At 62.8% G+C, this 25,677-nt stretch carries 25 protein-coding genes and 2 pseudogenes; 21 read left to right on the forward strand and 6 right to left on the reverse strand.

All coding sequences use genetic code 11. The features are described from left to right. Window positions 1-26: 26 nt before the first annotated feature. The 3 genes and pseudogenes from PVZ80_RS16625 to rpmE all read right to left on the reverse strand — a co-directional run bounded on the left by PVZ80_RS16625 (window position 27) and on the right by rpmE (window position 2,518). Window positions 27-1,295: a malic enzyme-like NAD(P)-binding protein gene (locus PVZ80_RS16625; RefSeq protein ID WP_009046595.1), complete on the reverse strand. Its 1,269-nt coding sequence runs from the start codon at window positions 1,293-1,295 to the stop codon at window positions 27-29. A 184-nt stretch (window positions 1,296-1,479) separates the two neighbouring features. Further along, window positions 1,480-2,258 (reverse strand): annotated as a pseudogene (locus PVZ80_RS16630) (thermonuclease family protein). Between the two features lie 41 nt (window positions 2,259-2,299). Next, complete coding sequence (rpmE, locus tag PVZ80_RS16635; protein WP_009046593.1) at window positions 2,300-2,518, reverse strand: 50S ribosomal protein L31; 219 nt, start codon at window positions 2,516-2,518, stop codon at window positions 2,300-2,302. Between the two features lie 169 nt (window positions 2,519-2,687). Between rpmE and PVZ80_RS16640 the strand changes: the two genes are divergently transcribed. From PVZ80_RS16640 to PVZ80_RS16685, 10 genes are all read left to right on the forward strand, one after another. Further along, entirely contained in the window at window positions 2,688-4,907 is a 2,220-nt protein-coding gene (locus tag PVZ80_RS16640; protein ID WP_009046592.1) for a primosomal protein N', read from the forward strand. A gap of 181 nt (window positions 4,908-5,088) precedes the next feature. Then, window positions 5,089-6,825, forward strand: a complete 1,737-nt coding sequence (gene argS / locus PVZ80_RS16645; RefSeq protein ID WP_038630412.1) for an arginine--tRNA ligase — start codon at window positions 5,089-5,091, stop codon at window positions 6,823-6,825. A 1-nt stretch (window position 6,826) separates the two neighbouring features. Then, complete coding sequence (locus PVZ80_RS16650) at window positions 6,827-7,552, forward strand: SPOR domain-containing protein (protein WP_016704441.1); 726 nt, start codon at window positions 6,827-6,829, stop codon at window positions 7,550-7,552. Window positions 7,553-7,763: 211 nt separating this feature from the next. Beyond that, entirely contained in the window at window positions 7,764-8,294 is a 531-nt protein-coding gene (gene hslV, locus PVZ80_RS16655) for an ATP-dependent protease subunit HslV (RefSeq protein ID WP_007925866.1), read from the forward strand. Between the two features lie 57 nt (window positions 8,295-8,351). Beyond that, window positions 8,352-9,692 carry an ATP-dependent protease ATPase subunit HslU gene (gene hslU, locus PVZ80_RS16660; protein ID WP_007925868.1) on the forward strand — a complete coding sequence of 447 codons (1,341 nt, stop codon included), beginning with the start codon at window positions 8,352-8,354 and terminating at the stop codon, window positions 9,690-9,692. Between the two features lie 79 nt (window positions 9,693-9,771). Next, complete coding sequence (locus PVZ80_RS16665; RefSeq protein WP_007925870.1) at window positions 9,772-10,149, forward strand: gamma-butyrobetaine hydroxylase-like domain-containing protein; 378 nt, start codon at window positions 9,772-9,774, stop codon at window positions 10,147-10,149. Between the two features lie 258 nt (window positions 10,150-10,407). Further along, window positions 10,408-12,087, forward strand: a complete 1,680-nt coding sequence (gene phaC / locus PVZ80_RS16670) for a class II poly(R)-hydroxyalkanoic acid synthase (RefSeq protein WP_009046588.1) — start codon at window positions 10,408-10,410, stop codon at window positions 12,085-12,087. Between the two features lie 96 nt (window positions 12,088-12,183). Continuing rightward, window positions 12,184-13,041 (forward strand): poly(3-hydroxyalkanoate) depolymerase, encoded by an 858-nt coding sequence (phaZ, locus tag PVZ80_RS16675; RefSeq protein ID WP_009046587.1) that lies wholly within the window; start codon window positions 12,184-12,186, stop codon window positions 13,039-13,041. A gap of 106 nt (window positions 13,042-13,147) precedes the next feature. Then, window positions 13,148-14,830, forward strand: a complete 1,683-nt coding sequence (gene phaC, locus PVZ80_RS16680) for a class II poly(R)-hydroxyalkanoic acid synthase (RefSeq protein WP_009046586.1) — start codon at window positions 13,148-13,150, stop codon at window positions 14,828-14,830. 57 nt (window positions 14,831-14,887) lie between these two features. Then, on the forward strand, window positions 14,888-15,508 hold the full coding sequence (locus PVZ80_RS16685) for a TetR/AcrR family transcriptional regulator (RefSeq protein ID WP_273864220.1): 621 nt from the start codon (window positions 14,888-14,890) through the stop codon (window positions 15,506-15,508). Window positions 15,509-15,583: 75 nt separating this feature from the next. Here the strand turns inward: PVZ80_RS16685 and PVZ80_RS16690 are convergent, their stop codons facing one another. The 3 genes from PVZ80_RS16690 to PVZ80_RS16700 form a co-directional block, all read right to left on the reverse strand. Beyond that, entirely contained in the window at window positions 15,584-16,411 is an 828-nt protein-coding gene (locus PVZ80_RS16690) for a phasin family protein (protein ID WP_009046584.1), read from the reverse strand. 10 nt (window positions 16,412-16,421) lie between these two features. Continuing rightward, window positions 16,422-16,844, reverse strand: a complete 423-nt coding sequence (locus tag PVZ80_RS16695) for a phasin family protein (protein WP_009046583.1) — start codon at window positions 16,842-16,844, stop codon at window positions 16,422-16,424. A 208-nt stretch (window positions 16,845-17,052) separates the two neighbouring features. Next, window positions 17,053-17,328, reverse strand: a complete 276-nt coding sequence (locus PVZ80_RS16700; RefSeq protein ID WP_007925878.1) for a polyhydroxyalkanoic acid system family protein — start codon at window positions 17,326-17,328, stop codon at window positions 17,053-17,055. A 156-nt stretch (window positions 17,329-17,484) separates the two neighbouring features. On the opposite strand from PVZ80_RS16700, the gene ubiE reads away from it, so the two are divergent. From ubiE to PVZ80_RS34015, 11 genes and pseudogenes are all read left to right on the forward strand, one after another. Continuing rightward, window positions 17,485-18,255 (forward strand): bifunctional demethylmenaquinone methyltransferase/2-methoxy-6-polyprenyl-1,4-benzoquinol methylase UbiE, encoded by a 771-nt coding sequence (gene ubiE, locus PVZ80_RS16705; RefSeq protein ID WP_007925879.1) that lies wholly within the window; start codon window positions 17,485-17,487, stop codon window positions 18,253-18,255. Continuing rightward, entirely contained in the window at window positions 18,255-18,878 is a 624-nt protein-coding gene (locus tag PVZ80_RS16710; RefSeq protein ID WP_009046582.1) for a ubiquinone biosynthesis accessory factor UbiJ, read from the forward strand. Before ubiE ends, PVZ80_RS16710 begins: the two co-directional genes overlap by 1 nt. Continuing rightward, complete coding sequence (gene ubiB, locus PVZ80_RS16715; RefSeq protein ID WP_110176416.1) at window positions 18,875-20,479, forward strand: ubiquinone biosynthesis regulatory protein kinase UbiB; 1,605 nt, start codon at window positions 18,875-18,877, stop codon at window positions 20,477-20,479. Before PVZ80_RS16710 ends, ubiB begins: the two co-directional genes overlap by 4 nt. Window positions 20,480-20,560: 81 nt before the next feature. Further along, the gene (hisI, locus tag PVZ80_RS16720) at window positions 20,561-20,953 is read left to right on the forward strand and encodes a phosphoribosyl-AMP cyclohydrolase (protein WP_101281690.1); all 393 of its coding nucleotides are present in this window, start codon (window positions 20,561-20,563) and stop codon (window positions 20,951-20,953) included. Between the two features lie 2 nt (window positions 20,954-20,955). Continuing rightward, window positions 20,956-21,288 carry a phosphoribosyl-ATP diphosphatase gene (locus PVZ80_RS16725; protein ID WP_007925883.1) on the forward strand — a complete coding sequence of 111 codons (333 nt, stop codon included), beginning with the start codon at window positions 20,956-20,958 and terminating at the stop codon, window positions 21,286-21,288. Window positions 21,289-21,313: 25 nt separating this feature from the next. Beyond that, entirely contained in the window at window positions 21,314-21,592 is a 279-nt protein-coding gene (locus PVZ80_RS16730; RefSeq protein WP_007925884.1) for a twin-arginine translocase TatA/TatE family subunit, read from the forward strand. A gap of 10 nt (window positions 21,593-21,602) precedes the next feature. Further along, window positions 21,603-22,043, forward strand: a complete 441-nt coding sequence (gene tatB, locus PVZ80_RS16735) for a Sec-independent protein translocase protein TatB (RefSeq protein WP_016704437.1) — start codon at window positions 21,603-21,605, stop codon at window positions 22,041-22,043. Beyond that, on the forward strand, window positions 22,040-22,834 hold the full coding sequence (gene tatC / locus PVZ80_RS16740; protein WP_009046579.1) for a twin-arginine translocase subunit TatC: 795 nt from the start codon (window positions 22,040-22,042) through the stop codon (window positions 22,832-22,834). Before tatB ends, tatC begins: the two co-directional genes overlap by 4 nt. Then, window positions 22,831-23,538, forward strand: a complete 708-nt coding sequence (locus PVZ80_RS16745) for a 16S rRNA (uracil(1498)-N(3))-methyltransferase (protein WP_016704436.1) — start codon at window positions 22,831-22,833, stop codon at window positions 23,536-23,538. Before tatC ends, PVZ80_RS16745 begins: the two co-directional genes overlap by 4 nt. A gap of 166 nt (window positions 23,539-23,704) precedes the next feature. Next, window positions 23,705-24,766 (forward strand): annotated as a pseudogene (locus tag PVZ80_RS34010) (methyl-accepting chemotaxis protein); the annotation flags it as partial. 141 nt (window positions 24,767-24,907) lie between these two features. Next, a complete protein-coding gene (locus tag PVZ80_RS34015) occupies window positions 24,908-25,621 on the forward strand; it encodes a methyl-accepting chemotaxis protein (protein WP_371923112.1) in 714 nt (237 codons plus the stop codon). The last annotated feature ends 56 nt before the right edge of the window (window positions 25,622-25,677 follow it).

Here is a 25,677-nt window from a genome sequence, read left to right on the forward strand (position 1 = left end):
AAGGCCGGGTTTTTTATGGACTGCTATTAACCGTTGAACACGTCATCCACGCTTTTCAGCGGGTAGTTCTTCGGATACGGCAGGGTCGCCACGCCGGTCTCGATCGCGGCCTTGGCCACGGCGTCGGAGATCACGGTGATCAGGCGGGCATCCATTGGCTTCGGAATGATGTACTCACGACCGAATTCCAGCTTGATGCCGCCGTAGGCGTCGCACACTTCCTGAGGCACCGGCAGCTTGGCCAGTTCGCGCAGGGCGTTGGCCGCGGCCACTTTCATTTCTTCGTTGATGCGCTTGGCGCGAACGTCCAGGGCACCGCGGAAGATGAACGGGAAGCCCAGCACGTTGTTGACCTGGTTCGGGTAGTCCGAACGACCAGTGGCCATGATCACGTCGCTGCGGGTGGCGTGCGCCAGCTCCGGGGCGATTTCCGGATCAGGGTTCGAGCAGGCGAACACGATCGGGTTGGCAGCCATGGAGCTCAGGCCTTCGGCGCTCAGCAGGTTCGGGCCGGACAGGCCAACGAACACGTCGGCACCTTTCAGGGCGTCAGCCAGGGTGCGCTTGTCGGTCGTGTGGGCGAAGACCGCCTTGTACTGGTTCAGGTCGTCGCGCTCGGAGTGGATCACGCCGGTACGGTCGACCATGAAGATGTTTTCGATCTGGGCGCCCATGCTCACCAGCAGCTTCATGCAGGAGATGGCGGCGGCACCGGCGCCCAGGCAGACGATCTTCGCGTCCGGCAGGGTTTTGCCAGCGATTTCCAGGGCGTTGATCATGCCGGCCGCGGTCACGATAGCGGTGCCGTGCTGGTCATCGTGGAATACCGGAATGTCGCACTGCTCGATCAGGGCGCGCTCGATCTCGAAGCACTCTGGCGCCTTGATGTCTTCCAGGTTGATGCCACCGAAGGTGATGGAGATGCGCTTGACGGTGTCGATGAAGGCTTGCGGGCTTTCGGAGTCGACTTCGATGTCGAATACGTCGATGCCGGCGAAGCGCTTGAACAGCACGCCCTTGCCTTCCATCACCGGCTTGGAAGCCAGTGGGCCGAGGTTACCCAGGCCGAGAATCGCGGTGCCATCGGAAATGACTGCAACCAGGTTGCCCTTGCCGGTGTATTTGTAGGCCAGTTCAGGGTCGCGGGCGATTTCGCGTACTGGTTCGGCTACGCCGGGGCTGTAGGCCAGCGACAGGTCGCGGGCGGTAGCGGTGGCCTTGGTGAGCTCGACACTCAGTTTCCCTGGACGGGGATTGGCGTGATATTCGAGAGCGGCAGTTTTCAGATCAGACATGTGGGCATTCCGCTTTTTACTGTTGGACAGACGGACCGCCGAGGATACGCGTGTCGCAAAGTCCCTACAAGACTGGTCAGTCACCCCTGTCAAGGCCCGCAGGCTACGACTTTGGGCCAAGAGCCACGGAACACAAGGGATAGACTGTTCACAATCGAAATAAAAAATGTCTACAATTTTTTATTTATTGAACCAGCTGGAACATTCCGGGATGGGTCAGCGGCAACATCCAGCGCGCCTGACCCGATTTCAAGCCACCCTTGCGCGAACGGTCAAGCACCCAGCCGCGCGCCTCGATCCGCTGTCCCGGCAGGCGATCCAGCTGCGCGACATCGAATTGGCCAAGCAGATTGGGTGCAATGCGCAATACAACCGAATCCTGCAATTCGATCCAGATGCCGCCCCGATTGCGTTGCACCTTGCTCACCCGGCCACTGAGCAGCGCAAAACCGGAGGCCTTTATCTGATCCGCTTTCAGTACAGACGATTGCCGCCACAGCCCCAGCCGGGACTGGCGAGCACTGCGCTCGGCGGCTTGCTGGCAGCCGAACAAATCGACGTTCGGCGCTACCGCCACCTGGTATCCCAGGCCTTCGGCAAGCAATTGCGCTTCAAGGTTGGCGCCATCGGCGCCATAGACATGGGCCAGGGTCCGCCCATAGTGATCTTTGCTTTCCCGACCGGGAAGCAGGCCGACCCGGCCGTTGCTGGCCTTCACCAACGCCTGCAGGCGCTGGCGGGCGGCAACCGCGAAGGGCTCGTCGGTGCGGTTTTGCCCAGCTCCGGCGCATTGAGGCCGATCATGCGCACGCTGCGACCATCGGTGAGGCGCAAGGTGTCGCCATCGACCACCCGCTGGACCTGCACGGAGGCCAACCCAACCGGCGCCGGGCAGAACGCCTGGGCGCTGGAGAGCCAAATCGCGGACATAAAAAAGGCGCCCGCAAGGGACGCCTTTTTCATCAGCGAGGAAAAGCTGAAACAGCTTTCCAGACCGATCAGCCTTAGGCCTTTTTCGCGCCGAAAGCGCCGAAACGGTCGGCGAACTTCTGAACGCGGCCGCCGGTATCCAGAGTCTTCTGCTTACCGGTGTAGAACGGGTGGCACTCGTTGCAAACGTCGATCGCCAGCGGCTTAGCGTAGGTCGAACGAGTTTCGAACTTGTTGCCGCAGCTGCAGGTCACGGCAACTGCTGGGTATTCTGGATGGATATCGGCTTTCATGGTGTCTTCCTCAGGCTAGCGTGCCGCCACCCAACACTATTGTTGAATACCGCACGTAATTAGGCCGCGGATTCTACCAGACCTTTGCGATCACGCAAGCTGTCCCTCGCACCGACCGTCTGCTAGGCTCCGGGCCTTCTTCACCGCCCGTTCACTGAGATTTCCCCGCGTGCCCGACGCCATTTTGCGCCTCGCCCTGCCTTCGCCCCTGCGCCGCCTGTTCGATTACCGGGCCCCTGCCGGCGTACTGCGTACCCAGTTGCATCCCGGCATGCGCCTGCGAGTGCCGTTCGGTCGCCGGGAGATGATCGGCATCCTGGTCGAAGTCACGGACAGTAGCGAAGTCCCCGCCGAGAAACTCAAGCCGGCCTTGGCCCTGCTGGACGCCACCCCACCGCTGCCGCCCGCGCTGTTCAAGCTGTGCCTGTGGACCGCGCAGTATTACCAGCACAGCCTCGGCGACACCCTGAGCTGGGCGCTGCCGGTCCTGCTGCGCCAGGGCGAGCCGGCCGAGGCCCGGCAGGAGCGCTTCTGGTCGGTCAGCCCCGGCGCCAGCCTCGACGACCCACGCATCGCCCGCGCCCCGCGCCAGCGCGAAGCCCTGGCAACGCTGGCCCAGCACCCGCACGGCGTCGCCCACCAATTGCTGAGCAAGCTGATGCTGAGCAAGGACAGCCTGGACCTGTTGCTGGCCAAGGACCTGGTGCAGGTGGAAGTCCGCCGGCACGCCCCGGGCGAACGCCACGAACATTGGCTGGCCCAGCCGGAACTGCCGCTCAACAGCGAACAGCGCGCTGCCTGTGAGGCCATCCGCTCCGGTTTCGACAGCTATCACGCCTTCCTGCTGGCCGGGGTCACCGGCAGCGGCAAGACCGAAGTCTATCTGCAGCTGATCCGCGAAACCCTGGAAGCCGGCAAGCAGGCGCTGGTGCTGATCCCGGAAATCAACCTCGGGCCACAGACCCTGGCGCGCTTCGAGCAACGCTTCAACGCGCGCATCGCCCTGCTGCACTCGGCGGTCAACGACCGCGAGCGCCTGGACGCCTGGCTGGCGGCCCGCGACGGAGAGGCCGACATTATTATCGGCACCCGCTCGGCGCTGTTCACGCCGATGAAGAACCCCGGGCTGATCATCATCGATGAAGAGCACGACGGCTCCTATAAACAGCAGGAAGGCCTGCGCTACCACGCCCGCGATCTGGCCCTGGTCCGCGCCCGCCAGGAAAACATCCCTATTGTGCTGGGCTCCGCCACTCCATCGATGGAAAGCCTGCACAACGCCTACACCGGCCGCTATGGCCTGTTGCGCCTGAACGAGCGGGCTGGCGGCGCTAAGCAGCCGCGCTTCCTGCGCCTGGACGTGAAGAGCCGGCCGCTGGACAGCGGCATTTCCGGCCCCATGCAACAAGCCATCGGCCAGACCCTGGCAGCAGGCCAGCAGGTGCTGGTGTTCCTCAACCGCCGCGGCTTCGCGCCGACCCTGCTGTGCCACGACTGCGGCTGGATGTCCGAGTGCGAACGCTGCGACGCGCGAATGACCGTACACCAGCGCTACGGCGAGCTGCGCTGCCACCATTGCGGCCACTCCGAGCGCGTGCCGCGGCATTGCCCGAAATGCGGCAAGGTCGACCTGCGCCCGGTCGGCGCCGGCACCGAGCGCGCCGAAGAGCGGCTGGCGATCCTGTTCCCGGACTACCCGGTCCTGCGGGTCGACCGCGACAGCACCTCGCGCAAGGACGCGATGAACCAGTTGTTCGCCACTATCCAGAAGGGCCAGCCCTGCATCCTCGTCGGCACCCAGATGCTCGCCAAGGGGCACCATTTTCCGCGGGTGACCCTGGTCTCGATCCTCGATGCCGACGGCGGCCTGTTCTCCGGCGACTTCCGCGCCAGCGAACGCATGGCGCAGTTGATCGTCCAGGTCGCCGGCCGGGCCGGCCGGGCCGAGGAGCCGGGCAAGGTGATCATCCAGACCCACCTGGCCGACCACCCGCTGCTGGTGCAACTGACCGAACAGGGTTACTTCGCCTTTGCCGAACAGGCCTTGAGCGAACGCCGCGCCGCCGGCCTGCCACCATTCGCCCATCTGGCGCTGCTGCGCGCCGAGGCCCACAAGCCGGGGCAGGCCGAAGGCTTCCTCGACGAAGCCTGCAGCGAGGCCGAGCGTTTGCTGGCAGAGATGAACCTGGGCGGCATCGAGCTGCTGGGGCCGGTACCGGCGCCCATGGAGCGCCGGGCCGGGCGTTATCGCGCGCAACTGTTATTACAGGCCAATGCCCGGGCGCCGCTGCACAAACTGCTGAGTCACTGGCTGCTGGTCCTGGAACAGATGCCCAGCGGGCGCCAGGTACGCTGGTCGCTGGATGTTGACCCTGTGGACCTGTATTGATAGAAAAACCGCCATCTCGGGCCAGTACGCTTCTGTAGGAGCGAGGCTTGCCCGCGACAAGGCCCGAATAGCCACCGCACAGCCGGCTATAGTTGGCAAGCCCGTCTTCGCAACGGATAATGCCCAGTTTTTCCACCTGCGCATCGAAGCGCCGCCGCGCCAGCGGTTGAAAGAGAAGACCATGAAAGACACCATTCGCCAGCTCATCCAGCAAGCCATCACCCAACTCGTCACCGAAGGTGTGTTGCCAGAAGGCCTGACGCCGGCGATCCAGGTAGAAAACTCCCGCGACAAGACCCACGGCGACTTCGCCAGCAACATCGCCATGATGCTGGCCAAGCCGGCCGGCATGAAGCCACGCGACCTCGCGGAAAAGATCATCGCCGCCCTGCCCGCCGACGAGCAGGTCAGCAAGGCCGAGATCGCCGGCCCCGGTTTCATCAACTTTTTCCAGAACACCCAGGCCCTGGCTACCCGCCTGGATGCCGCCCTGGCCGACGCCCACCTCGGCGTGCGCAAGGCCGGCGCGTTGCAGCGTACTGTGGTCGACCTGTCGGCCCCGAACCTGGCCAAAGAGATGCACGTCGGCCACCTGCGCTCGACCATCATTGGCGATGGCGTGGCGCGGGTCCTGGAGTTCCTCGGCGATACCGTGATCCGCCAGAACCACGTGGGCGACTGGGGCACCCAGTTCGGCATGCTGATGGCCTACCTGCAGGAAAACCCGATCACCAGCGATGAGCTGTCGGACCTGGAGAACTTCTACCGCGCCGCCAAGCAGCGCTTCGACGAATCCGAAGAGTTCGCCGACCGTGCCCGCGGCCTGGTGGTCAAGCTGCAGGCCGGTGACGCGGACTGCCTGGAGCTGTGGACCAAGTTCAAGGACATCTCCCTGTCCCACTGCCAGAAGATCTACGAACTGCTGAACGTCAAACTGACCATGGCCGACGTGATGGGCGAAAGCGCCTACAACGACGACCTGATCAACGTGGTCAACGATCTCAAGGCCAAGGGCATGCTGGTCGAGAGCAATGGCGCCCAGTGCGTGTTCCTCGACGAGTTCAAGAACGCCGAAGGCGAGCCGCTGCCGGTGATCATCGTCAAGGCCGACGGCGGCTACCTGTACGCCACCACCGACCTGGCGGCCGTGCGCTACCGCAGCGGCAAGCTCAAGGCCGACCGCGCGCTGTACTTCGTCGACCAGCGCCAGGCCCTGCACTTCCAGCAAGTGTTCGCGGTGGCCCGCAAGGCCGGCTTCGTGACCCACCCGATGGAAATGGAGCACATGGGCTTCGGCACCATGAACGGCGCTGACGGCCGTCCATTCAAGACCCGCGACGGCGGCACCGTGAAGCTGATCGACCTGCTGACCGAAGCCGAAGAGCGCGCCTACAGCCTGGTCAAGGAAAAGAACCCGGAGCTGGCCGAGGCCGATCTGCGCAATATCGCCAAGGTGGTGGGCATCGACTCGGTGAAATACGCCGACCTGTCCAAGCACCGCACCAGCGACTACAGCTTCAACTTCGACCTGATGCTGAACTTCGAAGGCAACACCGCGCCTTACCTGCTGTACGCCTACACCCGCGCCGCCGGCGTGTTCCGCAAGCTGGGCAAGGACTTCAGCGAAGTACAGGGCCAGATCACCCTGGAAGCCGCCCAGGAACTGGAGCTGGCGGCCAAGCTGGCACAGTTCGGCGAAGTGCTGAACGGCGTGGCCGACAAGGGTACGCCGCACATCCTGTGCACCTACCTGTACGACGTGGCCGGGCTGTTCTCCAGCTTCTACGAGAACTGCCCTATCCTCAGTGCCGAATCGCCGACGCAGATGCAGAGTCGCTTGCGCCTCACCGAGCTGACCCGTCGTACCCTCAAGCAAGGCCTGGAGTTGCTGGGCCTGAAAGTTCTGGAGCAAATGTAAGTTGGCTGCCAAGAAAAAACCTGCACCCAAGCGTGGCGCCAGCCGTTACCAAGCTCCTGCAAAGCAACCGATCCCGGGCTGGTTGTGGATGGCCATCGGCCTGGCCGTGGGCGCCTTCATCGTGTTCCTGATGAAGCTGGAGCCAGGCAAGGGTGGTGACAGCGTCAAGCGCGAGCGGCTGGAGCAACAGAAAACCACCAAGATCGCCGAGGCCAACAAGACCCCGCCAAGCCCGCAGCAACCGGTGAAGCCGAAGTACGACTTCTATACCCTGCTGCCGGAATCGGAGGTGATAGTGCCGCCGGAAGCCGTACCGGAAAAAACCCTGCCGACGCCGCAGACCGCGCCAGTGGTTCCGACCACCCCGGTGACCCCGGCGGAAGCGGCGAAGATCGACACCGCGCGTGCCCAGGCCGCCTTGGCCGGCATCACCCCGCCGCCCGCACCACCGGTGGCACAGCCACAGGTGGCGAAGGCCGCACCGGTGACCAAGTTCTTCCTGCAGGCCGGCTCGTTCCGCAAGCAGACCGATGCCGACAAGGTCCGCGCGCAGATCATCCTGCTGGGGCAATCGGTGTCCGTCGAGTCCGGCACCGTCAAGGACGAGACCTGGTACCGCGTACTGGTGGGCCCGTTCAGCAACCGCGAACAGCTGACCACCGCGCAGAAGCAACTGTCTGGCGCCGGCTTCAGCAACCTGCTGTTACAACAGCGCCAGAGCCGCTAAAGCGGCTGATCGCGAGCAAGCTCGCTCCTACAAGGCCTGTGCCAAACCTGTAGGAGCGAGCTTGCTCGCGATGGCGTCCTCATTGACACCGCCTCCCCCAGCAGCAAAGACCGCTCGTCCCACAACCCCCGCCGCAGTTGAAAAACCCCACGCCACCCCCATATGAGTTTCCATCAGGGCATTTTCGCCCCGCAGCGTGGAGACTCTCCCCTTGACCACCATCGTTTCAGTCCGCCGCTTCGGCAAAGTCGTCATGGGCGGCGACGGCCAGGTTTCCCTCGGCAACACCGTGATGAAAGGCAACGCGAAAAAGGTTCGTCGCCTGTATCACGGCCAGGTTATCGCCGGCTTTGCCGGGGCCACGGCTGACGCCTTCACCCTGTTCGAACGTTTCGAAGGCCAGCTTGAGAAACATCAGGGGCACCTGGTACGCGCCGCCGTCGAACTGGCCAAGGAATGGCGCACCGACCGCTCCCTCAGCCGTCTCGAAGCCATGCTCGCAGTCGCCAACAAGGACGCTTCCCTGATCATCACCGGCAACGGTGACGTGGTCGAGCCGGAAGACGGCCTGATCGCCATGGGCTCCGGCGGCGCCTATGCCCAGGCCGCAGCCAGCGCCCTGCTGAAGAAAACCGACCTGTCGGCCCGCGAAATCGTCGAAACCGCCTTGGGCATCGCCGGCGACATCTGCGTATTCACCAACCACACCCAGACCATTGAGGAGCAGGATCTCGCGGAATAAGCCTGTTTCGGCCATCGCGCCACGGCATTCATTCTTGCTTGAGGACCGCCAATTACTATGCCCATGACTCCCCGCGAAATCGTCCACGAACTCAACCGCCATATCATCGGCCAGGACGATGCCAAGCGCGCCGTCGCCATCGCGCTGCGTAACCGCTGGCGCCGCATGCAGCTGCCTGAAGAGCTGCGTGTCGAAGTGACCCCGAAGAACATCCTGATGATCGGCCCGACCGGCGTCGGCAAGACCGAGATCGCCCGGCGCCTGGCCAAGCTGGCCAACGCTCCGTTCATCAAGGTCGAAGCGACCAAGTTCACCGAAGTCGGTTATGTCGGTCGTGACGTTGAGTCCATCATCCGCGACCTGGCCGATGCCGCGATCAAACTGTTCCGCGAACAGGAAATGACCCGCGTGCGCCACCGCGCCGAAGACGCTGCCGAAGAGCGCATCCTCGATGCCCTGCTGCCACCGGCGCGCATGGGTTTCAGCAACGAGGACGCCGCCCCGGCCCAGGACTCCAACACCCGCCAGCTGTTCCGCAAGCGCCTGCGCGAAGGCCAGCTGGACGACAAGGAAATCGAGATCGAAGTGGCTGAAGTCAGCGGCGTCGACATTTCCGCGCCACCGGGCATGGAAGAGATGACCAACCAGTTGCAGAGCCTTTTCGCCAACATGGGCAAGGGCCAGCGCAAGAACCGCAAGCTCAAGATCAAGGACGCGCTCAAGCTGATCCGCGACGAAGAAGCCAGCCGCCTGGTCAACGATGAAGAACTCAAGGCCAAGGCCCTGGAAGCGGTCGAACAGCACGGCATCGTGTTCATCGACGAAATCGACAAGGTTGCCAAGCGCGGCAACTCCGGTGGCGTCGACGTCTCTCGCGAAGGCGTGCAGCGCGACCTGCTGCCGCTGATCGAAGGCTGCACCGTCAACACCAAGCTGGGCATGGTCAAGACCGACCACATCCTGTTCATCGCTTCCGGCGCGTTCCACCTGAGCAAGCCGAGCGACCTGGTGCCCGAGCTGCAAGGCCGCCTGCCGATCCGCGTCGAACTCAAGGCGCTGTCGCCGGAAGACTTCGAGCGCATTCTCAGCGAGCCTCACGCCTCCCTGACCGAGCAATACCGCGAGCTGCTGAAAACCGAAGGCCTGGTCATCGAGTTCCAGGCGGACGGTATCAAGCGCCTGGCGGAGATCGCCTGGCAGGTCAACGAGAAGACCGAGAACATCGGTGCCCGTCGCCTGCACACCCTGCTCGAGCGCTTGCTCGAAGAGGTGTCGTTCAGCGCCGGCGACCTGGCCAGCGCCCACAACGAAGAGCCGATCCGCATCGACGCCGCCTACGTCAACAGTCACCTGGGCGAATTGGCGCAGAACGAAGACCTGTCCCGTTATATCCTCTAAGCGACAAGCCATAAGCTTCAAGCTGCAAGTTGACCGTAGTCATCTTGTAGCTTGGGGCTTGCAGCTTTAAGCTGCCCCCATGACCAGACTTCCCACCGCCATCAACCTGCACAAAGCCTCGAAGACCCTGACGCTGACCTATGCGCCAGACGAGGTCTATCACCTGCCCGCCGAATTCCTGCGGGTGCACTCCCCCTCCGCCGAGGTCCAGGGCCACGGCAAACCCATCCTGCAATTTGGCAAGATCGGAGTCGGCCTGACCAAGGTCGAACCGGCGGGCCAGTACGCACTGAAATTGACCTTCGACGACGGGCATGACAGCGGCCTGTTCACCTGGGACTACCTGTACCAGTTGGCGGTGCGCCAGGACGATCTGTGGAAGGATTATCTTGCCGAACTTCAAGCCGCCGGAAAGTCCCGCGACCCGAATGAGTCTATCGTCAAGCTGATGCTCTAGATCAGACCTCTGACGCTTTAGAGGGCATTTTCTAGATTCATCTGTTTGAATGCTGGGCTGCATGGCCAACGATTGGCCTGCTTGCGAAAAAAATTAAACTCGGGTAACCAATGGAGCTGGCAAGTTCCCTGCAGTGTTCTCTGAACAAAAAAGCAGTAATGCAGAATCAACGGTCACCCGAGCAGTAGTACCTGGCATCTTTGCTGTGTGACTACACAGCAGGTCCGGTACTCGTCTCAGGACAATGGAGCGTCGTAGATGAGTAACAAGAATAACGATGACCTGAAACGCCAAGCCTCGGAAAACACTCTGGGCCTGAATCCTGTCATCGGTTTACGTCGGAAAGATCTGCTTACCTCTGCTCGTATGGTGCTGACCCAGGCCATCAAACAACCGCTGCACAGCGCCAAACATGTGGCCCATTTCGGCGTCGAACTGAAGAACGTGATGTTCGGCAAATCGACGCTGCAACCGGAGAGCGATGACCGTCGCTTCAACGATCCGGCCTGGAGCCAGAACCCGCTGTACAAGCGTTACCTGCAAACCTACCTGGCGTGGCGCAAGGAGCTTCACGACTGGATCGGCCACAGCAACCTCTCCGAACAGGACATCAGTCGCGCCCACTTCGTCATCAACCTGATGACCGAAGCCATGGCGCCGACCAACACCGCCGCCAACCCCGCGGCGGTCAAACGCTTCTTCGAGACCGGCGGCAAAAGCCTGCTCGATGGCCTCTCCCATCTGGCCAAGGACCTGGTGCACAACGGCGGCATGCCGAGCCAGGTCAACATGGACGCCTTCGAGATCGGCAAGAACCTGGGCACCAGTGAAGGCGCGGTGGTATTTCGCAACGACGTGCTGGAACTGATCCAGTACCGCCCGGTGACCGAGCAGGTGCACGAACGCCCGCTGCTGGTGGTCCCGCCACAGATCAACAAGTTCTACGTCTTCGACCTCAGCCCGGACAAGAGCCTGGCGCGTTTCTGCCTGCGCAACGGCGTGCAGACCTTTATCGTCAGTTGGCGCAACCCGACCAAGGCGCAGCGCGAGTGGGGCCTGTCGACCTACATCGAAGCGCTGAAAGAAGCGGTCGACGTGGTCACCGCCATCACCGGCAGCAAGGACGTGAACATGCTCGGCGCCTGCTCCGGTGGCATCACCTGCACAGCGCTGCTGGGGCACTACGCGGCCCTGGGCGAGAAGAAGGTCAACGCCCTGACCCTGCTGGTCAGCGTGCTCGATACCACCCTCGACACCCAGGTGGCGCTGTTCGTCGACGAGCAGACCCTGGAAGCCGCCAAGCGTCATTCCTATCAGGCTGGCGTGCTGGAAGGCCGCGACATGGCCAAGGTCTTCGCCTGGATGCGGCCCAACGACCTGATCTGGAACTACTGGGTGAACAACTACCTGCTGGGCAACGAGCCGCCGGTGTTCGACATCCTGTTCTGGAACAACGACACCACCCGGTTGCCCGCGGCCTTCCACGGCGACCTGATCGAAATGTTCAAAAACAATCCACTGATCCGCCCCAACGCACTGGAAGTGTGCGGCACGCCGATCGACCTGAAACAGGTCACCGCCGACATCTTCTCTCTGGCCGGCACCAACGATCACATCACCCCATGGAAGTCCTGCTACAAGTCGGCCCAACTGTTCGGCGGCAAGGTCGAATTCGTCCTCTCCAGCAGCGGGCATATCCAGAGCATCCTCAACCCGCCGGGCAACCCCAAGTCGCGCTACATGACCAGCGAAGAGATGCCGCCCAGCGCCGACGACTGGCAGGAAAACTCCACCAAGCACACTGACTCCTGGTGGCTGCACTGGCAGGCCTGGCAGGCGGAGCGCTCGGGCAAACTGAAAAAGACGCCGAGCATTCTCGGCAACAAGGCGTATCCAGCGGCCGAGGCGGCGCCGGGTACTTATGTCCATGAACGTTAACCGATAGCAAGCCTGCAGGATCGAGCCGCTTGCGCTGATGCTGCTGCGCAAGCGACTCTCTCTTGCAGGCAACGATTCCACCAACAGGGCCAAGGCATGCCTCAACCGTTCATCTTTCGCACCGTCGACCTGGATGGCCAGACCATCCGCACCGCGGTACGCCCAGGCAAGCCTCACTTGACACCCTTGCTGATCTTCAATGGTATCGGCGCCAACCTGGAGCTGGTGTTTCCATTCGTGCAGGCTCTGGACCCGGACCTGGAAGTCATCGCCTTCGACGTACCGGGCGTTGGTGGCTCCTCGACGCCGAGCCGACCCTACCGTTTTCCCGGACTGGCCAAACTGACCACGCGCATGCTCGATTACCTCGACTATGGGCAGGTCAATGTGGTGGGTGTGTCCTGGGGCGGGGCGCTGGCCCAGCAGTTCGCCTATGACTACCCCGAACGCTGCAAGAAACTGGTGCTGGCCGCCACCGCCGCAGGCGCCTTCATGGTGCCGGGCAAACCCAAGGTGCTGTGGATGATGGCCAGCCCGCGGCGCTATATCCAGCCCTCCCATGTGATCCGCATCGCCCCCCTGATTTATGGCGGCTCGTTCCGCCGCGATCCCAACCTCGCCGCCGAACATGCCAGCAAGGTCCGCTCGGCGGGCAAGCTGGGCTACTACTGGCAGCTGTTCGCTGGCCTCGGCTGGACCAGCATCCACTGGCTGCACAAGATCCACCAGCCGACCCTGGTGCTGGCCGGCGACGACGACCCGCTGATCCCGCTGATCAACATGCGCATGCTGGCGTGGCGAATTCCCAACGCCCAGTTGCACATCATCGACGACGGGCATCTGTTCCTGATTACCCGGGCCGAAGCTGTCGCGCCGATCATCATGAAATTCCTCGAGGAGGAACGGCAGCGGGCAGTGATGCACCCGCATCCGACACCGTTCAGCGGTACGTAGCAAAAAGCGTCTGCCGACAGGATCGTCGCGCGCAGGATGGTTCAGGACCGACTATGGTGTTTGTCTTGGTGTGCTTGTTGATGGCTTGACGAAGGAGTGTTGAAGCATGCGAGACAAACCAACGGCGGGCTCGTTGCCCACGCCCGCCACCTACATCACAGCCCAGAGTGCCATCACCGGCCTGCGTGGCCGTGACTTGCTGTCGACCCTGCGCAGCGTGGCCACCTACGGCCTGCGCCACCCGGCGCACAGCGCCCGCCACGCCTTGGCACTGGGAGGCCAATTGGGCCGTGTCCTGCTGGGGGAAACGCTGCACAAACCCAACCCCCAGGACAGCCGGTTCTCCGATCCGACCTGGAGCCTGAACCCGTTTTACCGACGCGGCCTGCAGGCCTATCTCAGCTGGCAGAAACAGATCAGGAGCTGGATCGACGACAGCGGCATGAGCGAGGACGACCGGGCCCGCGCGCACTTTGCCTTCAACCTGCTCAACGATGCGGTGGCACCGTCCAACACCCTGCTCAATCCGCTGGCGATCAAGGAAATCTTCAACTCCGGCGGCAGCAGCGTGATCCGCGGCATCGGTCATCTAGTCGATGACCTGCTGCATAACGATGGCCTGCCCAGCCAGGTCACCAAACAGTCCTTCGAAGTCGGCAGGAACCTGGCCACTACCCCCGGTTCGGTGGTGTTTCGCAACGAACTGCTGGAACTGATCCAGTACAAGCCGATGAGCGAAAAACAGTACGCCCGGCCCCTGCTGGTCGTGCCGCCACAGATCAACAAGTTCTATATCTTCGACCTCAGCCCCACCAACAGCTTCGTGCAGTTCGCCCTGAAAAACGGCCTGCAGACCTTCATCATCAGCTGGCGCAACCCCGATGTCCGGCATCGCGAATGGGGCCTGTCGAGCTATGTCGAGGCCGTGGAGGAAGCCATGAACGTCTGCCGGGCGATCACCGGCAGTCGTGACGTGAACCTGATGGGGGCCTGTGCCGGCGGCCTGACCATTGCCGCCCTGCAAGGCCACCTGCAAGCCAAGCGACAACTGCGCCGGGTCTCCAGCTCCACCTACCTGGTCAGCCTGCTGGATAGTCAGTTGGACAGCCCGGCGACCCTGTTCGCCGACGAGCAGACCCTCGAGGCAGCCAAGCGCCGCTCCTATCAACGCGGCGTGCTCGACGGTCGCGACATGGCCAAGGTGTTCGCCTGGATGCGGCCCAACGACCTGATCTGGAATTACTGGGTCAACAATTACCTGCTGGGCAAGGAGCCGCCGGCGTTCGACATCCTCTACTGGAACAACGACAACACCCGGCTGCCGGCTGCCTTTCATGGCGATCTGCTGGATTTCTTCAAGCACAACCCGATGAGTCATCCCGGTGGCCTGGAAGTCTGCGGCACGCCAATCGACCTGCAAAAAGTCACGGTCGACAGTTTCAGCGTTGCCGGAATCAACGACCACATCACCCCCTGGGATGCGGTGTATCGCTCGACCCTGCTGCTGGGCGGCGAAAAGCGCTTCGTGCTGTCCAACAGCGGGCACGTGCAGAGCATCCTCAACCCGCCGAGCAACCCCAAGGCCAACTACGTCGAAAACGGCAAGCTCAGCAGCGACCCGCGGGCCTGGTACTACGACGCCAAGCACGTCGACGGCAGTTGGTGGACGCAATGGCTGGAATGGATCCAGCAGCGTTCCGGCGCCCAGCGCGAAACCCTGATGACCCTGGGCAACCAGAATTACCCACCGATGGAGGCGGCGCCTGGCACCTACGTGCGCGTCCGCTGAATTTCCCCGCGCCGCGGCCCGAGGGTCGCGGCCTGACTGAACAACCAAGAAGACTGGATGAAAACCCGCGACCGGATACTCGAATGTGCCCTGCAGCTGTTCAACCACAAGGGCGAACCCAATGTCTCGACCATGGAAGTTGCCAACGAAATGGGGATCAGCCCCGGCAACCTCTACTACCACTTTCACGGCAAGGAGCCGCTGGTCCTCGGGCTGTTCGAGCGTTTCCAGAATGAACTGACGCCCCTGCTCGATCCGCCCGCCGATGTGCACCTGCCGCCCGAAGACTACTGGCTGTTCCTGCACCTGATCGTCGAACGCCTGGCGCACTACCGCTTCCTGTTCCAGGACCTGTCCAACCTGGCCGGGCGCCTGCCGAAGCTGGCCAAGGGGATTCGCAACCTGCTCAACGCCCTGAAGCGCACCCTGGCCTCGCTGCTGGCCAGGCTCAAGGCTTCGGGCCAACTGGTCAGCGATACCCAGGCGCTGGGGCAACTGGTGGAACAGATCACCATGACCCTGCTGTTCTCGCTGGACTATCAGCGCATCCTCGATCGCGAGGGCGAGGTACGGGTGGTGGTCTACCAGATCATGATGCTGGTGGCTCCACACCTGTTGCCACCGGCGAAACTGGCCACCGAGCAGATGGCCCTGCGTTACCTCGACGAACACGATTGATCGGTGCCGCAAGAACCCCACAAACAAAAACGCCCGGCCTTTGCAGGCCGGGCGTTTTTGTATGTCCCGAAAAACTCAGGACTGGCTGGTTGGCGTCGCGGGTGCTGGCGCCGCAGTCGGGGTAACGACAGGGCTTGGCGCCACTGCGGAGTTCGCAGGGCTGACCGGTGCTGCCGGCTTGGCGACAACCGCTGGCTTCGGTGCTGCGGCCTTGGGTGCTGCCGGTTTTTTCACTGCTGGTTTTTTCGCCGCCGGTTTCGCCGCCGGTTTCGCAGCGGGCTTGGCCGCTGGTTTTGCCGCGGGCTTGGCGGCTACTGGCTTGGCGGCAGGTTTTGCAGCCGGCTTGGCCGCCGCAGTTTTGGCTGCCGGTTTCGCGGCAGGCTTGGCTGCGGCTTTGGCCGGAGCCTTGGCTGCCGGTTTGGCTGCTGCTTTAGCCAGAGGCTTGGCCGCCGGTTTGGCCGCTGCAGTCTTGGCCGCGATCGGAGCTACCTTGGCGCCTGTGAGTTTCTCGATCTGTTTGGTCAGGGTGTCGACCTTGCTGTGCAGCGCCTTGACTTCATTGCGGCTGGGCACGCCCAGACGCGAAATGGCACTGTTCAAGCGCTTGTCGAATGCACCTTCCAGCTCGTCCCACTTGCCCAGCGCGCGGTCCTTGACGCCACTGATGCGCGATTTTGCCGAGCTCGCGGAGTCCTTGGCGGCATCGACTTTCTTGCCGACAGCGCTTTTGGTGAGCTTCTCGGCTTTCTCGCCATCCTTGACCAGCGACTCGAAAAGCTTGCTGCCGTCAGTGTCGATTTTCGAGTACACGCCTAAACCAGCAAGCCAGATTTTACGGGAGTAGTCTTCGACCTTCCCGATCCACGAGCTGCCTTCTTTTTCAGTATTCTTTTTACCAGCCATCCCGTTCTCCTTAATGTTTACGCGCGACACGTTCGAGCAATGCCGTCAGCTCATCGAGCTTAGCAGAGAGTGTCTCAACGTCATGTTTAGACGGAATGCCGATGCGATTCAAGGCACTTGCGACGCGCGTGTCAAAAGCCCTCTCGACTTTATCCAGCTGCACTTCGACTTTGCCCCTGAGACTGGTGACATCGCTCTTCACATTATCAATCTGACTGTTGGCGGCCTCAAGTTGTTCAGTCACAACTTTTTTGCCTTTCTTTTCAACAGATTGACCGGCTTTAACGAGCTCTTGAAAGTACTCGCTGCCTTCCTGACCGACCTTGGTGTAGGCACCCAGGCCTGCCAGCCAGATCTTGCGGGCATAGGATTTGACTTCGCTCAGAGTGGTTGATGCGACATCAACTTTTTTCTTCAGAATTGCTTTGGCCATGGTGCACCTCACGCGCAGAAGGTTTGAGGAACTGCCCGCAGGAAAGTGGGCTCAGGCACAAAGTAGTGAGAAAAATTAGAATCGGCACCCTAACCAATGTCATAAAAAAGGTGGCGGGTTATTGGAGATGACCGGCTCGCCAGCGATGTTTTTCCAGGCGTCATGACAACACCCAAATCACCGGCAAGCCGACTTCGGTGAAAGCGGCTCAGACCAGGGCTTTATCCAGCGCCTTTTCGATTTCCGACTTGATCATGCCGCTCATGGCGGACATCAACAGGCCCAGCTCGACATCGACCCTGATCGAATCGTCGCCCACCTGCACCGCACCTTTGACCCCCGAACGCTTGAGGTTCAGGGTATCGCCCGACCACTGCGGCTCGAGGCCATACTGATCGGCCAGTTTCTGCGCCAACTGGTCAGCCTTTTCGCGGGCTGCTTCCTTACCCAGGCCGTGGGCACGCTCAACACTTATACGGGCCATTGAATGACTCCTGCTTTATCGGGACTTGCCTATGAGCGTCTTGAGCTGCGCTGCGTCAAAACGCCCCGGCGCTTCACTATCTTACATTCAGCCTTGCCAAGACAAAGACCGCCACCGGGATTAGAATGTCCCGCATTCTCTTTTGGTGACAGCGATATGACTGATCAGCGCAAAGGCAGCGATGCCGAACCCACCACTCACTTCGGCTTCAAAAACGTTCCGGAAAGCCAGAAGGCGGAAAAAGTCGCTGAGGTGTTCCACTCCGTGGCCGCCAAGTACGACCTGATGAACGACGTACTGTCCGGTGGCATGCATCGCCTGTGGAAACGCTTCACGATCGAATTGTCCGGCGTTCGCCCTGGCAATCGCGTGCTGGACATCGCCGGCGGCACCGGCGACCTGACCCGCAAGTTCTCCCATCTGGTGGGCCCTACTGGCCAGGTGGTGCTGGCGGACATCAACGCCTCCATGCTCAAGGTCGGTCGCGACCGCCTGCTCGACAAGGGCGTGGCCGGCAACATCGAGTTCGTTCAGGCCGACGCGGAAAAGCTGCCGTTCCCGGACAACCATTTCGACGTCGTGACCATCGCCTTCGGCCTGCGCAACGTGACCCACAAGGAAGACGCCCTGCGCTCGATGCTGCGGGTGCTCAAGCCCGGTGGCCGCCTGCTGGTACTGGAGTTCTCCAAGCCGACCAACGCGCTGATGTCCAAGGTCTACGATGCCTACTCGTTCGCCTTCATGCCGCTGGCCGGCAAGCTGATCACCAACGACTCGGAAAGCTATCGCTACCTGGCCGAATCGATCCGCATGCACCCGAACCAGGAAACCCTGAAGTCGATGATGGTCGAGGCCGGCTTCGATCGCGTGACCTACCACAACATGACCGCGGGCATCGTCGCCCTGCACCGCGGCATCAAACCCTGATGTTGTTCAGCGGCCTGCTTGCCAGCGTCGAACACGGCCTCAACCGTGTACTGCGTCTCGACAGCACGGCTTTGCCACGCTTGCAGCATTTGAACGGCAAGGTCATCGCCGTCGATTGCCGCAGCCCGAGCGTGCAGCTGTTCGTCATTCCTGGCGATGAGGGCCTGACCCTCGCCGCGCATTGGACGGCCGACGCCGACTGCACCCTGCGGGCGCCGGCCTCGAGCCTGGTGCGCCTGGCCCTGAGCCAGGACAAGACCTCGGTGCTGCACAGCCCCGAAGTCGAGCTGGAAGGCGACAGCGGCGTGCTGCTGGAACTGGCGGCCATCCTCCAGGACCTCGAACTGGACTGGGAGTACGAACTCTCGCGCTGGCTCGGCCCGGTGGCCACCCAGCTGTTCAGCGGCCATTTACGCAGCCGCGCGCGCTGGTATCGCCAGGGTTTCGCCAGCCTGAACCAGAATCTCGCCGAATACCTGGCCGAAGAGTCGCGCACCCTGGTGGGCCAGCGCGAAGCCGAAGCCCGCTTCAGTGAACTGGACCGGGTCAAGCTCGACCTGGAACGCCTCGAGGCGCGCTTCGAGCGCCTTTCCCGATCCCTTGACCCAAGCGATAACGCATGAAGCTGCTTGCCGTCCGCCGTTTGTTGCGCATCCAGCGCGTCGTGATCCGCTACCGCCTCGATGACCTGCTGTTCGCCCTGCCCCTGCCCTGGTTCCTCCTGGCGCTGCGCTACGCCTTGCCCTGGCGCTGGTTCCCGCGCAAGCAACTGGAGCTGAGCCGCGGTGCGCGCCTGCGCCTGGCCTTGCAGGACCTGGGGCCGATCTTCATCAAGTTCGGACAGATTCTCTCGACCCGCCGCGATCTGCTGCCCGAAGACATCGCCGACGAGCTGATGCTGCTGCAGGACCGCGTGCCGCCCTTCGATTCGAAGAAGTCGGTGGCGCTGATCGAGGAGCAACTGGGCAAGAAGATCAGCGATGTGTTCAGCCGCTTCGATATCGAGCCCCTGGCCTCCGCTTCGGTGGCGCAAGTCCACGCCGCCCAGCTCAAGAGCGGCGAAGAAGTGGTGGTCAAGGTCATCCGCCCGGGCCTCAAGCCGGTCATCGCCCAGGACCTGGCCTGGCTGTTCATCCTTGCCCGCGCCGCCGAAAAGGTTTCGGCCGACGCCCGCCTGCTGCACCCGGTGGATGTGGTCAGCGATTACGAAAAAACCATCTACGACGAACTCGACCTGTTGCGCGAAGCGGCCAACGCCAGCCAGCTCAAGCGCAACTTCGAAGGCTCGCCGCTACTCTACGTGCCGCAGGTCTACTGGGACTGGTGCCGGCCGAAAGTGCTGGTCATGGAGCGCATCTACGGGATCCAGGTGACCGACCTGGCCACCCTGGCCGACCAGCGCACCGACATGAAAATGCTCGCCGAGCGCGGCGTGGAGATCTTCTTCACCCAGGTGTTCCGCGACAGCTTCTTCCACGCCGACATGCACCCGGGCAACATCTTCGTCAGCACCGTGCAGCCGTGGAGCCCGCAGTACATCGCCATCGACTGCGGCATCGTCGGCAGCCTGACCCCGGAAGACCAGGACTACCTGGCGCGCAACCTGTTCGCGTTCTTCAAGCGTGATTACCGGCGCGTGGCGCAGTTGCACATCGATTCGGGCTGGGTGCCGGCAGAGACCAAACTCAACGAATTCGAAGCGGCGATCCGTACCGTGTGCGAGCCGATCTTCGAAAAACCGTTAAAAGATATTTCCTTCGGCCAGGTGCTGATGCGCCTGTTCCAGACCGCTCGCCGCTTCAACATGGAAGTGCAGCCGCAACTGGTGCTGCTGCAAAAGACCCTGCTGAACATCGAAGGCCTGGGCCGCCAGCTGTACCCGGAGCTGGACCTGTGGAACACCGCCCAGCCGTTCCTCGAACGCTGGATGCGCGAGCGCGTCAGCCCCAAAGCCTTGCTGGGCAACCTGCACAGCCAGGTCGAACAACTGCCGCACCTGGCCAACATGACCCGCGACCTGCTCGAACGCATGTCCCAGCCCCATGCCCAGGACCCTTCGCCGCCCTGGAAACGGCGCAAGGACGACTGGTTCCTGCGCCTTCTCGGCGCGGCGCACCTGGCCGGTGGCGCGATCCTCGCGGCCGGCGGACCGCTGAACGAGCTGGGTCACTGGCCGGCCGGCATCATGATGGCCGTGGGCTTGTATCTGGTCGTGCGCCGATAGCCAGCCGGGCTAGCGGCTGGCACACTGTTTCTCATCGCCGAGGCTCGACGAGCGCGTCGGGCCCTGTTGTCGGAGTCGAAGATGAAAGATTGGCTGGACGAGATCAAATGGGACGCTGACGGCCTGGTGCCGGCCATCGCCCAGGATCACAAGACCGGGCGCGTGCTGATGATGGCCTGGATGAACCGCGAGGCGCTGAGCCTGACCGCTGCCGAAAACCGTGCCATCTACTGGTCACGTTCGCGTGGCAAGCTATGGCGCAAGGGAGAAGAGTCCGGGCATGTGCAAAAGCTTCATGAAATGCGCCTGGACTGCGATGCCGACGTCATCATCCTGATGGTCGAACAAATCGGCGACATTGCCTGCCACACAGGCCGCCAGAGCTGCTTCTACCGCGTTTATGAAAACAGCGACTGGAAAACGGTCGATCCGGTACTCAAAGACCCGCACGCGATCTATCAAGCAGGACACTGAACATGAGCGATACCCTGACCCGTCTGGCCCAGGTGCTGGAAGAGCGCAAAGGCGCCGCCGCCGACACTTCCTATGTCGCCAGCCTGTACCACAAGGGCCTGAACAAGATTCTGGAAAAAGTCGGCGAGGAATCGGTGGAAACCATCATTGCCGCCAAGGACGCCGCCCACAGCGGCGACTGCAGCGATGTGATCTACGAAACCGCCGACCTGTGGTTCCACACCATGGTCATGCTCGCCCAGCTGGGGCAGCATCCGCAGGCCGTTCTCGATGAACTGGACCGGCGCTTCGGTTTGTCTGGACACGCCGAGAAAGCCTCGCGTCCGTCCGCCTGAACATCATTTAGAGAGGAAACGCAGCATGGGCATTTTTGACTGGAAACACTGGATCGTCATCCTGGTTGTCGTGGTGCTGGTGTTCGGCACCAAGAAACTGAAAAACCTCGGCACCGATGTCGGCGAATCGATCAAGGGCTTTCGCAAGGCCATGAACGACGACGAAAAACCCGCCGAGCCTGGCGTGCCTCCGACCGCCCAGCCTGCTCCGCCGGTCCAGCCGCAAAGCGCTCCGCTGAACCAGCCGCACACCATCGACGTGCAGGCGCAAAAAGTCGAAGAGCCGACCCGCAAAGACTCGTGAGCACTGACTAATGTTTGGTATCAGCTTCTCTGAACTGCTGCTCGTCGGCCTGGTGGCCCTGCTGGTGCTCGGCCCCGAGCGTCTGCCGGGCGCCGCGCGCACGGCTGGCCTGTGGATCGGCCGCCTGAAGCGCAGCTTCAATGCGATCAAGCAGGAAGTTGAACGGGAAATCGGTGCCGATGAAATTCGTCGGCAACTGCACAACGAACACATTCTGTCGCTGGAACAGGAAGCACGGAAAATCCTCAATCCGATCCAGCAACAGCCGACACCGGTCGAGCCCGTGGCCGAACAGAGCATTCATGCGCCCGCCGCGGCGCCTGAAGCGCCCGCCAGCGCGACCACAGCGAGCCCTACTGCCGCAACTGCACCGGCCGAACCGGCTGCGCCCGTGACAACGCCTGTTACGCCAGCCCCCCACGACCCTACTTTGCCGCCGCGAGCCCCATGAGCGATATTCCGGAAAACGACCAACATATGCCGCTGGTGTCGCACCTCACCGAGTTGCGCACCCGGTTGCTGCGCTGCGTGGCGGCGATCTTCCTGATCTTCGGCGGGCTGTTCGCCTTCACCCAGCAGATCTACACCATCGTCTCCACGCCGTTGCGCCAGTACCTGCCGGCGGGCGCAACGATGATTGCCACCGACGTGGCGTCGCCGTTCCTGACCCCGCTCAAGCTGACGATGATGGTCTCGCTGTTCCTGGCGATCCCGGTGATCCTGCACCAGATCTGGGGCTTCATCGCCCCCGGCCTGTACAAGCATGAAAAGCGCATCGCCGTACCGCTGCTGGTCTCCAGCATCCTGCTGTTCTACATCGGCATGGCCTTCGCCTACTTCCTGGTGTTCCCGCTGATCTTCAAGTTCTTCGCCGCGGCCACCCCGGCCGGCGTGGAAATGATGACCGACATCACCAGCTACCTCGATTTCGTCATGACCCTGTTCTTCGCCTTCGGCGTGGCGTTCGAGATCCCGGTGGCGGTGGTGCTGCTGGTGTGGATCGGCGTGGTCGACGTCGCCTACCTGAAGAAGATCCGCCCGTACGTGATCATCGGCTGCTTCGTGGTCGGCATGATCCTGACCCCGCCGGACATCTTCTCCCAAACCCTGCTGGCGGTACCGATGTGGCTGCTGTTCGAGATCGGCATCCTGTTCGGCAGCCTGATCAGCAAGCGCGGCGACCATCCGGACGACCAGCCGGCGGAAGACCACAACGACCAGCCGCCAGCGACCCAAGCGTGAACCTGCTGCTGCTCGAGGAGGCCGACTTCATCGCGGCCGACCGGGTGATCCTGCGCGATCGCCGCCTGACCCACATGCAGGAAGTCCATCGGGCCGCGGTGGGCGACAGCCTGCGGGTCGGCCGTATCGGCGGGTTGATGGGCTCGGCCGAACTGCTGCGCCTGGAGCCTGGGGAAGCCGAACTGCAAGTCAGCCTCGACCAGCCACCGCCGACCAAGCTGCCCCTGACCCTGGTGCTGGCCCTGCCGCGCCCGAAAATGCTCCGCCGGGTGCTGCAAACCGTCGCGGCCATGGGCGTGCCCCGGCTGGTGCTGGTGAACAGCTACCGGGTCGAGAAAAGCTTCTGGCAAACGCCTTTCCTCGAACCCGAGGCGATTCGCGAGCAACTGATCCTCGGCCTGGAACAGGCCCGCGACAGCGTGCTGCCGGAAGTGGTCATCGAAAAGCGCTTCAAACCCTTCGTCGAAGACCGTCTGCCAGCGCTGGTCGAGGGCACCCTCGGCCTGGTCGGCCATCCTGGCCAGTACCCGGCCTGCCCCCGCGGCCTGGATGAGCCGGTGACCCTGGCCATCGGCCCGGAAGGCGGCTGGATCCCCTACGAAATCGACCTGCTGGGCAAGTCCGGCCTGCAACCGGTGCAACTCGGCGAACGCATCCTGCGGGTCGAAACCGCCGTCACCGCCCTTCTCGCCCGCCTCTTCTAACTACCCCCCACTCCCGTAGGAGCGAGGCTTGCCCGCAATAGCGCGGTGCCTGACACGGCGCCATCGCCGGCAAGCCTCGCTGCTGTTACACGGCTGCTTCAGATTTATCTGACGCAGCCGATAGGCTCTCTACAAAACCTATTAATAGCCCAAGGGAGTTCGCGGCATGTACCGTTGGTTAGCCCAGAGTCTGGGAAATGTGAGCGTCAACCTCAAACTCGGCGTTGGCTTCGGTCTGGTGCTGCTACTGACCCTGCTGATCACCGCGACCGGCTGGCTGGGCCTGGGCAATGTGATCGAGCGCGGCGACAAGCTGGGCTATATCTCCAGCCTCAACGAGCTGACCAAGGACCTGCGCATCGCGCGCCTGGACTATGAAATGCGCCGTGGCGAGCAGGGACCGGGGGCCGTCAGCGAGCTGCTGAACAAGCTCGACGAAGGCCTGCAACGCGCACGCAAGATGCTGGAAATGCCTGAAAGCATCGCCATGATCGACCAGCAGATCGCCGCCGTCAGCGAGTACAAGCTGGCCTTCGCCGACATGACCCGCGCCACCGCCAGCCGCGAAGCCGCCCGCGCCAAACTGGGCGCCACCGCCGATAACGCCGTGGCCCGGGTGGCCGAAGTGGAGAAATCCATGCTGCAGGGCGACAGCGTGGCGCAGTTCAATAGCGTCATCGACCTGAGCAAACTGATCCAGCAGGCGCGCTTCCAGGTCCGCGGCTACACCTACAGCGGCAAGGCCGAGGCCGAACAGCCGGCGCTGGACGCCATCGACAACGCCCTGAACAACCTCGCCAGCCTGCCGGCCAAGCTGCCGGAACAGCACCTGGCCAACCTGCAACAGGCCACCGAAGCCCTCAAGGGCTATCGCTCCGCCGTCAGCGAGTTTCGCGACTCCCAGGTGGCCAGCGCCGCCGCGCTCAAACGCATGGCGGCCCAGGGCGACCGCCTGATGGAAGTCAGCAAGCAGCTGACCGCCGCGCAAACCCACAAACGCGACAGCGACGCCGCCCGGGCCAGAAGCACCCTGGCCATCGTCACCGCCCTGGCCCTGCTGTTCGGCCTGGTTGCTGCCTGGAGCATCACCCGGCAGATCGTCATCCCGCTGCGCCAGACCCTCAAGGTGGTCGAGCGTGTCGCCTCGGGCGATCTCAGCGAAAACCTGCAGGTCGAGCGTCGCGACGAGCTCGGCCAGCTGCAACGGGCCATGCAACGCATGACCCTGAGCCTGCGCGAGCTGATCGGCGGCATCAGCGATGGCGTCACCCAGATTGCCAGCGCCGCCGAGCAACTGTCGGCGGTGACCGAGCAGACCAGCGCCGGAGTCAACAGCCAGAAAGTCGAGACCGACCAGGTCGCCACCGCCATGAATGAAATGGCCGCCACGGTCCAGGAAGTCGCGCGCAACGCCGAGGAAGCCTCGGAAGCTGCGGTCGCCGCCGATCAGCAGGCCCGCGAGGGCGACAAGGTAGTTGGCGAGGCGATCGCACAGATCGAACGCCTGGCCGCCGAGGTCGGCAACTCAACCGCCGCCATGGGCCACCTGAAGCAGGAAAGCGACAAGATCGGCAGCGTGCTCGACGTGATCAAGTCGGTCGCCCAGCAGACCAACCTGCTGGCCCTCAACGCCGCCATCGAAGCCGCCCGCGCGGGCGAAGCCGGTCGCGGTTTCGCGGTGGTCGCCGACGAGGTGCGCAGCCTGGCGCAGCGCACCCAGAAGTCCACCGAAGAGATCGAGGAGCTGATCGTCGGCCTGCAGAACGGCACCCAGGAAGTGGCCAACATCATGGACAACAGCCGCAACCTGACCGACAGCAGCGTAGAGCTGACCCGCCGGGCCGGCGGCTCGCTGGAAAACATCACCCGCACCGTCTCGGCGATCCAGGCGATGAACCAGCAGATCGCCGCCGCGGCCGAGCAGCAGAGCGCGGTGGCCGAGGAAATCAACAGAAGCGTGCTGAACGTGCGCGACGTGTCCGAGCAGACCTCGGCAGCCAGTGAGGAAACAGCGGCCTCCAGCGTCGAGCTGGCGCGCCTGGGGACCCATCTGCAGACCCTGGTCGGGCGCTTCCGGGTTTGAGCCGAGCCGGTTTCGCTTGATATCGGGGTGAAACAATCGCGGGCAAGCCTCGCTCC

It is taken from the genome of Pseudomonas sp. B3G-3, from assembly GCF_028640915.1.
In the GTDB taxonomy this organism is placed as follows: Bacteria; Pseudomonadota; Gammaproteobacteria; order Pseudomonadales; family Pseudomonadaceae; genus Aquipseudomonas; species Aquipseudomonas chlororaphis_I.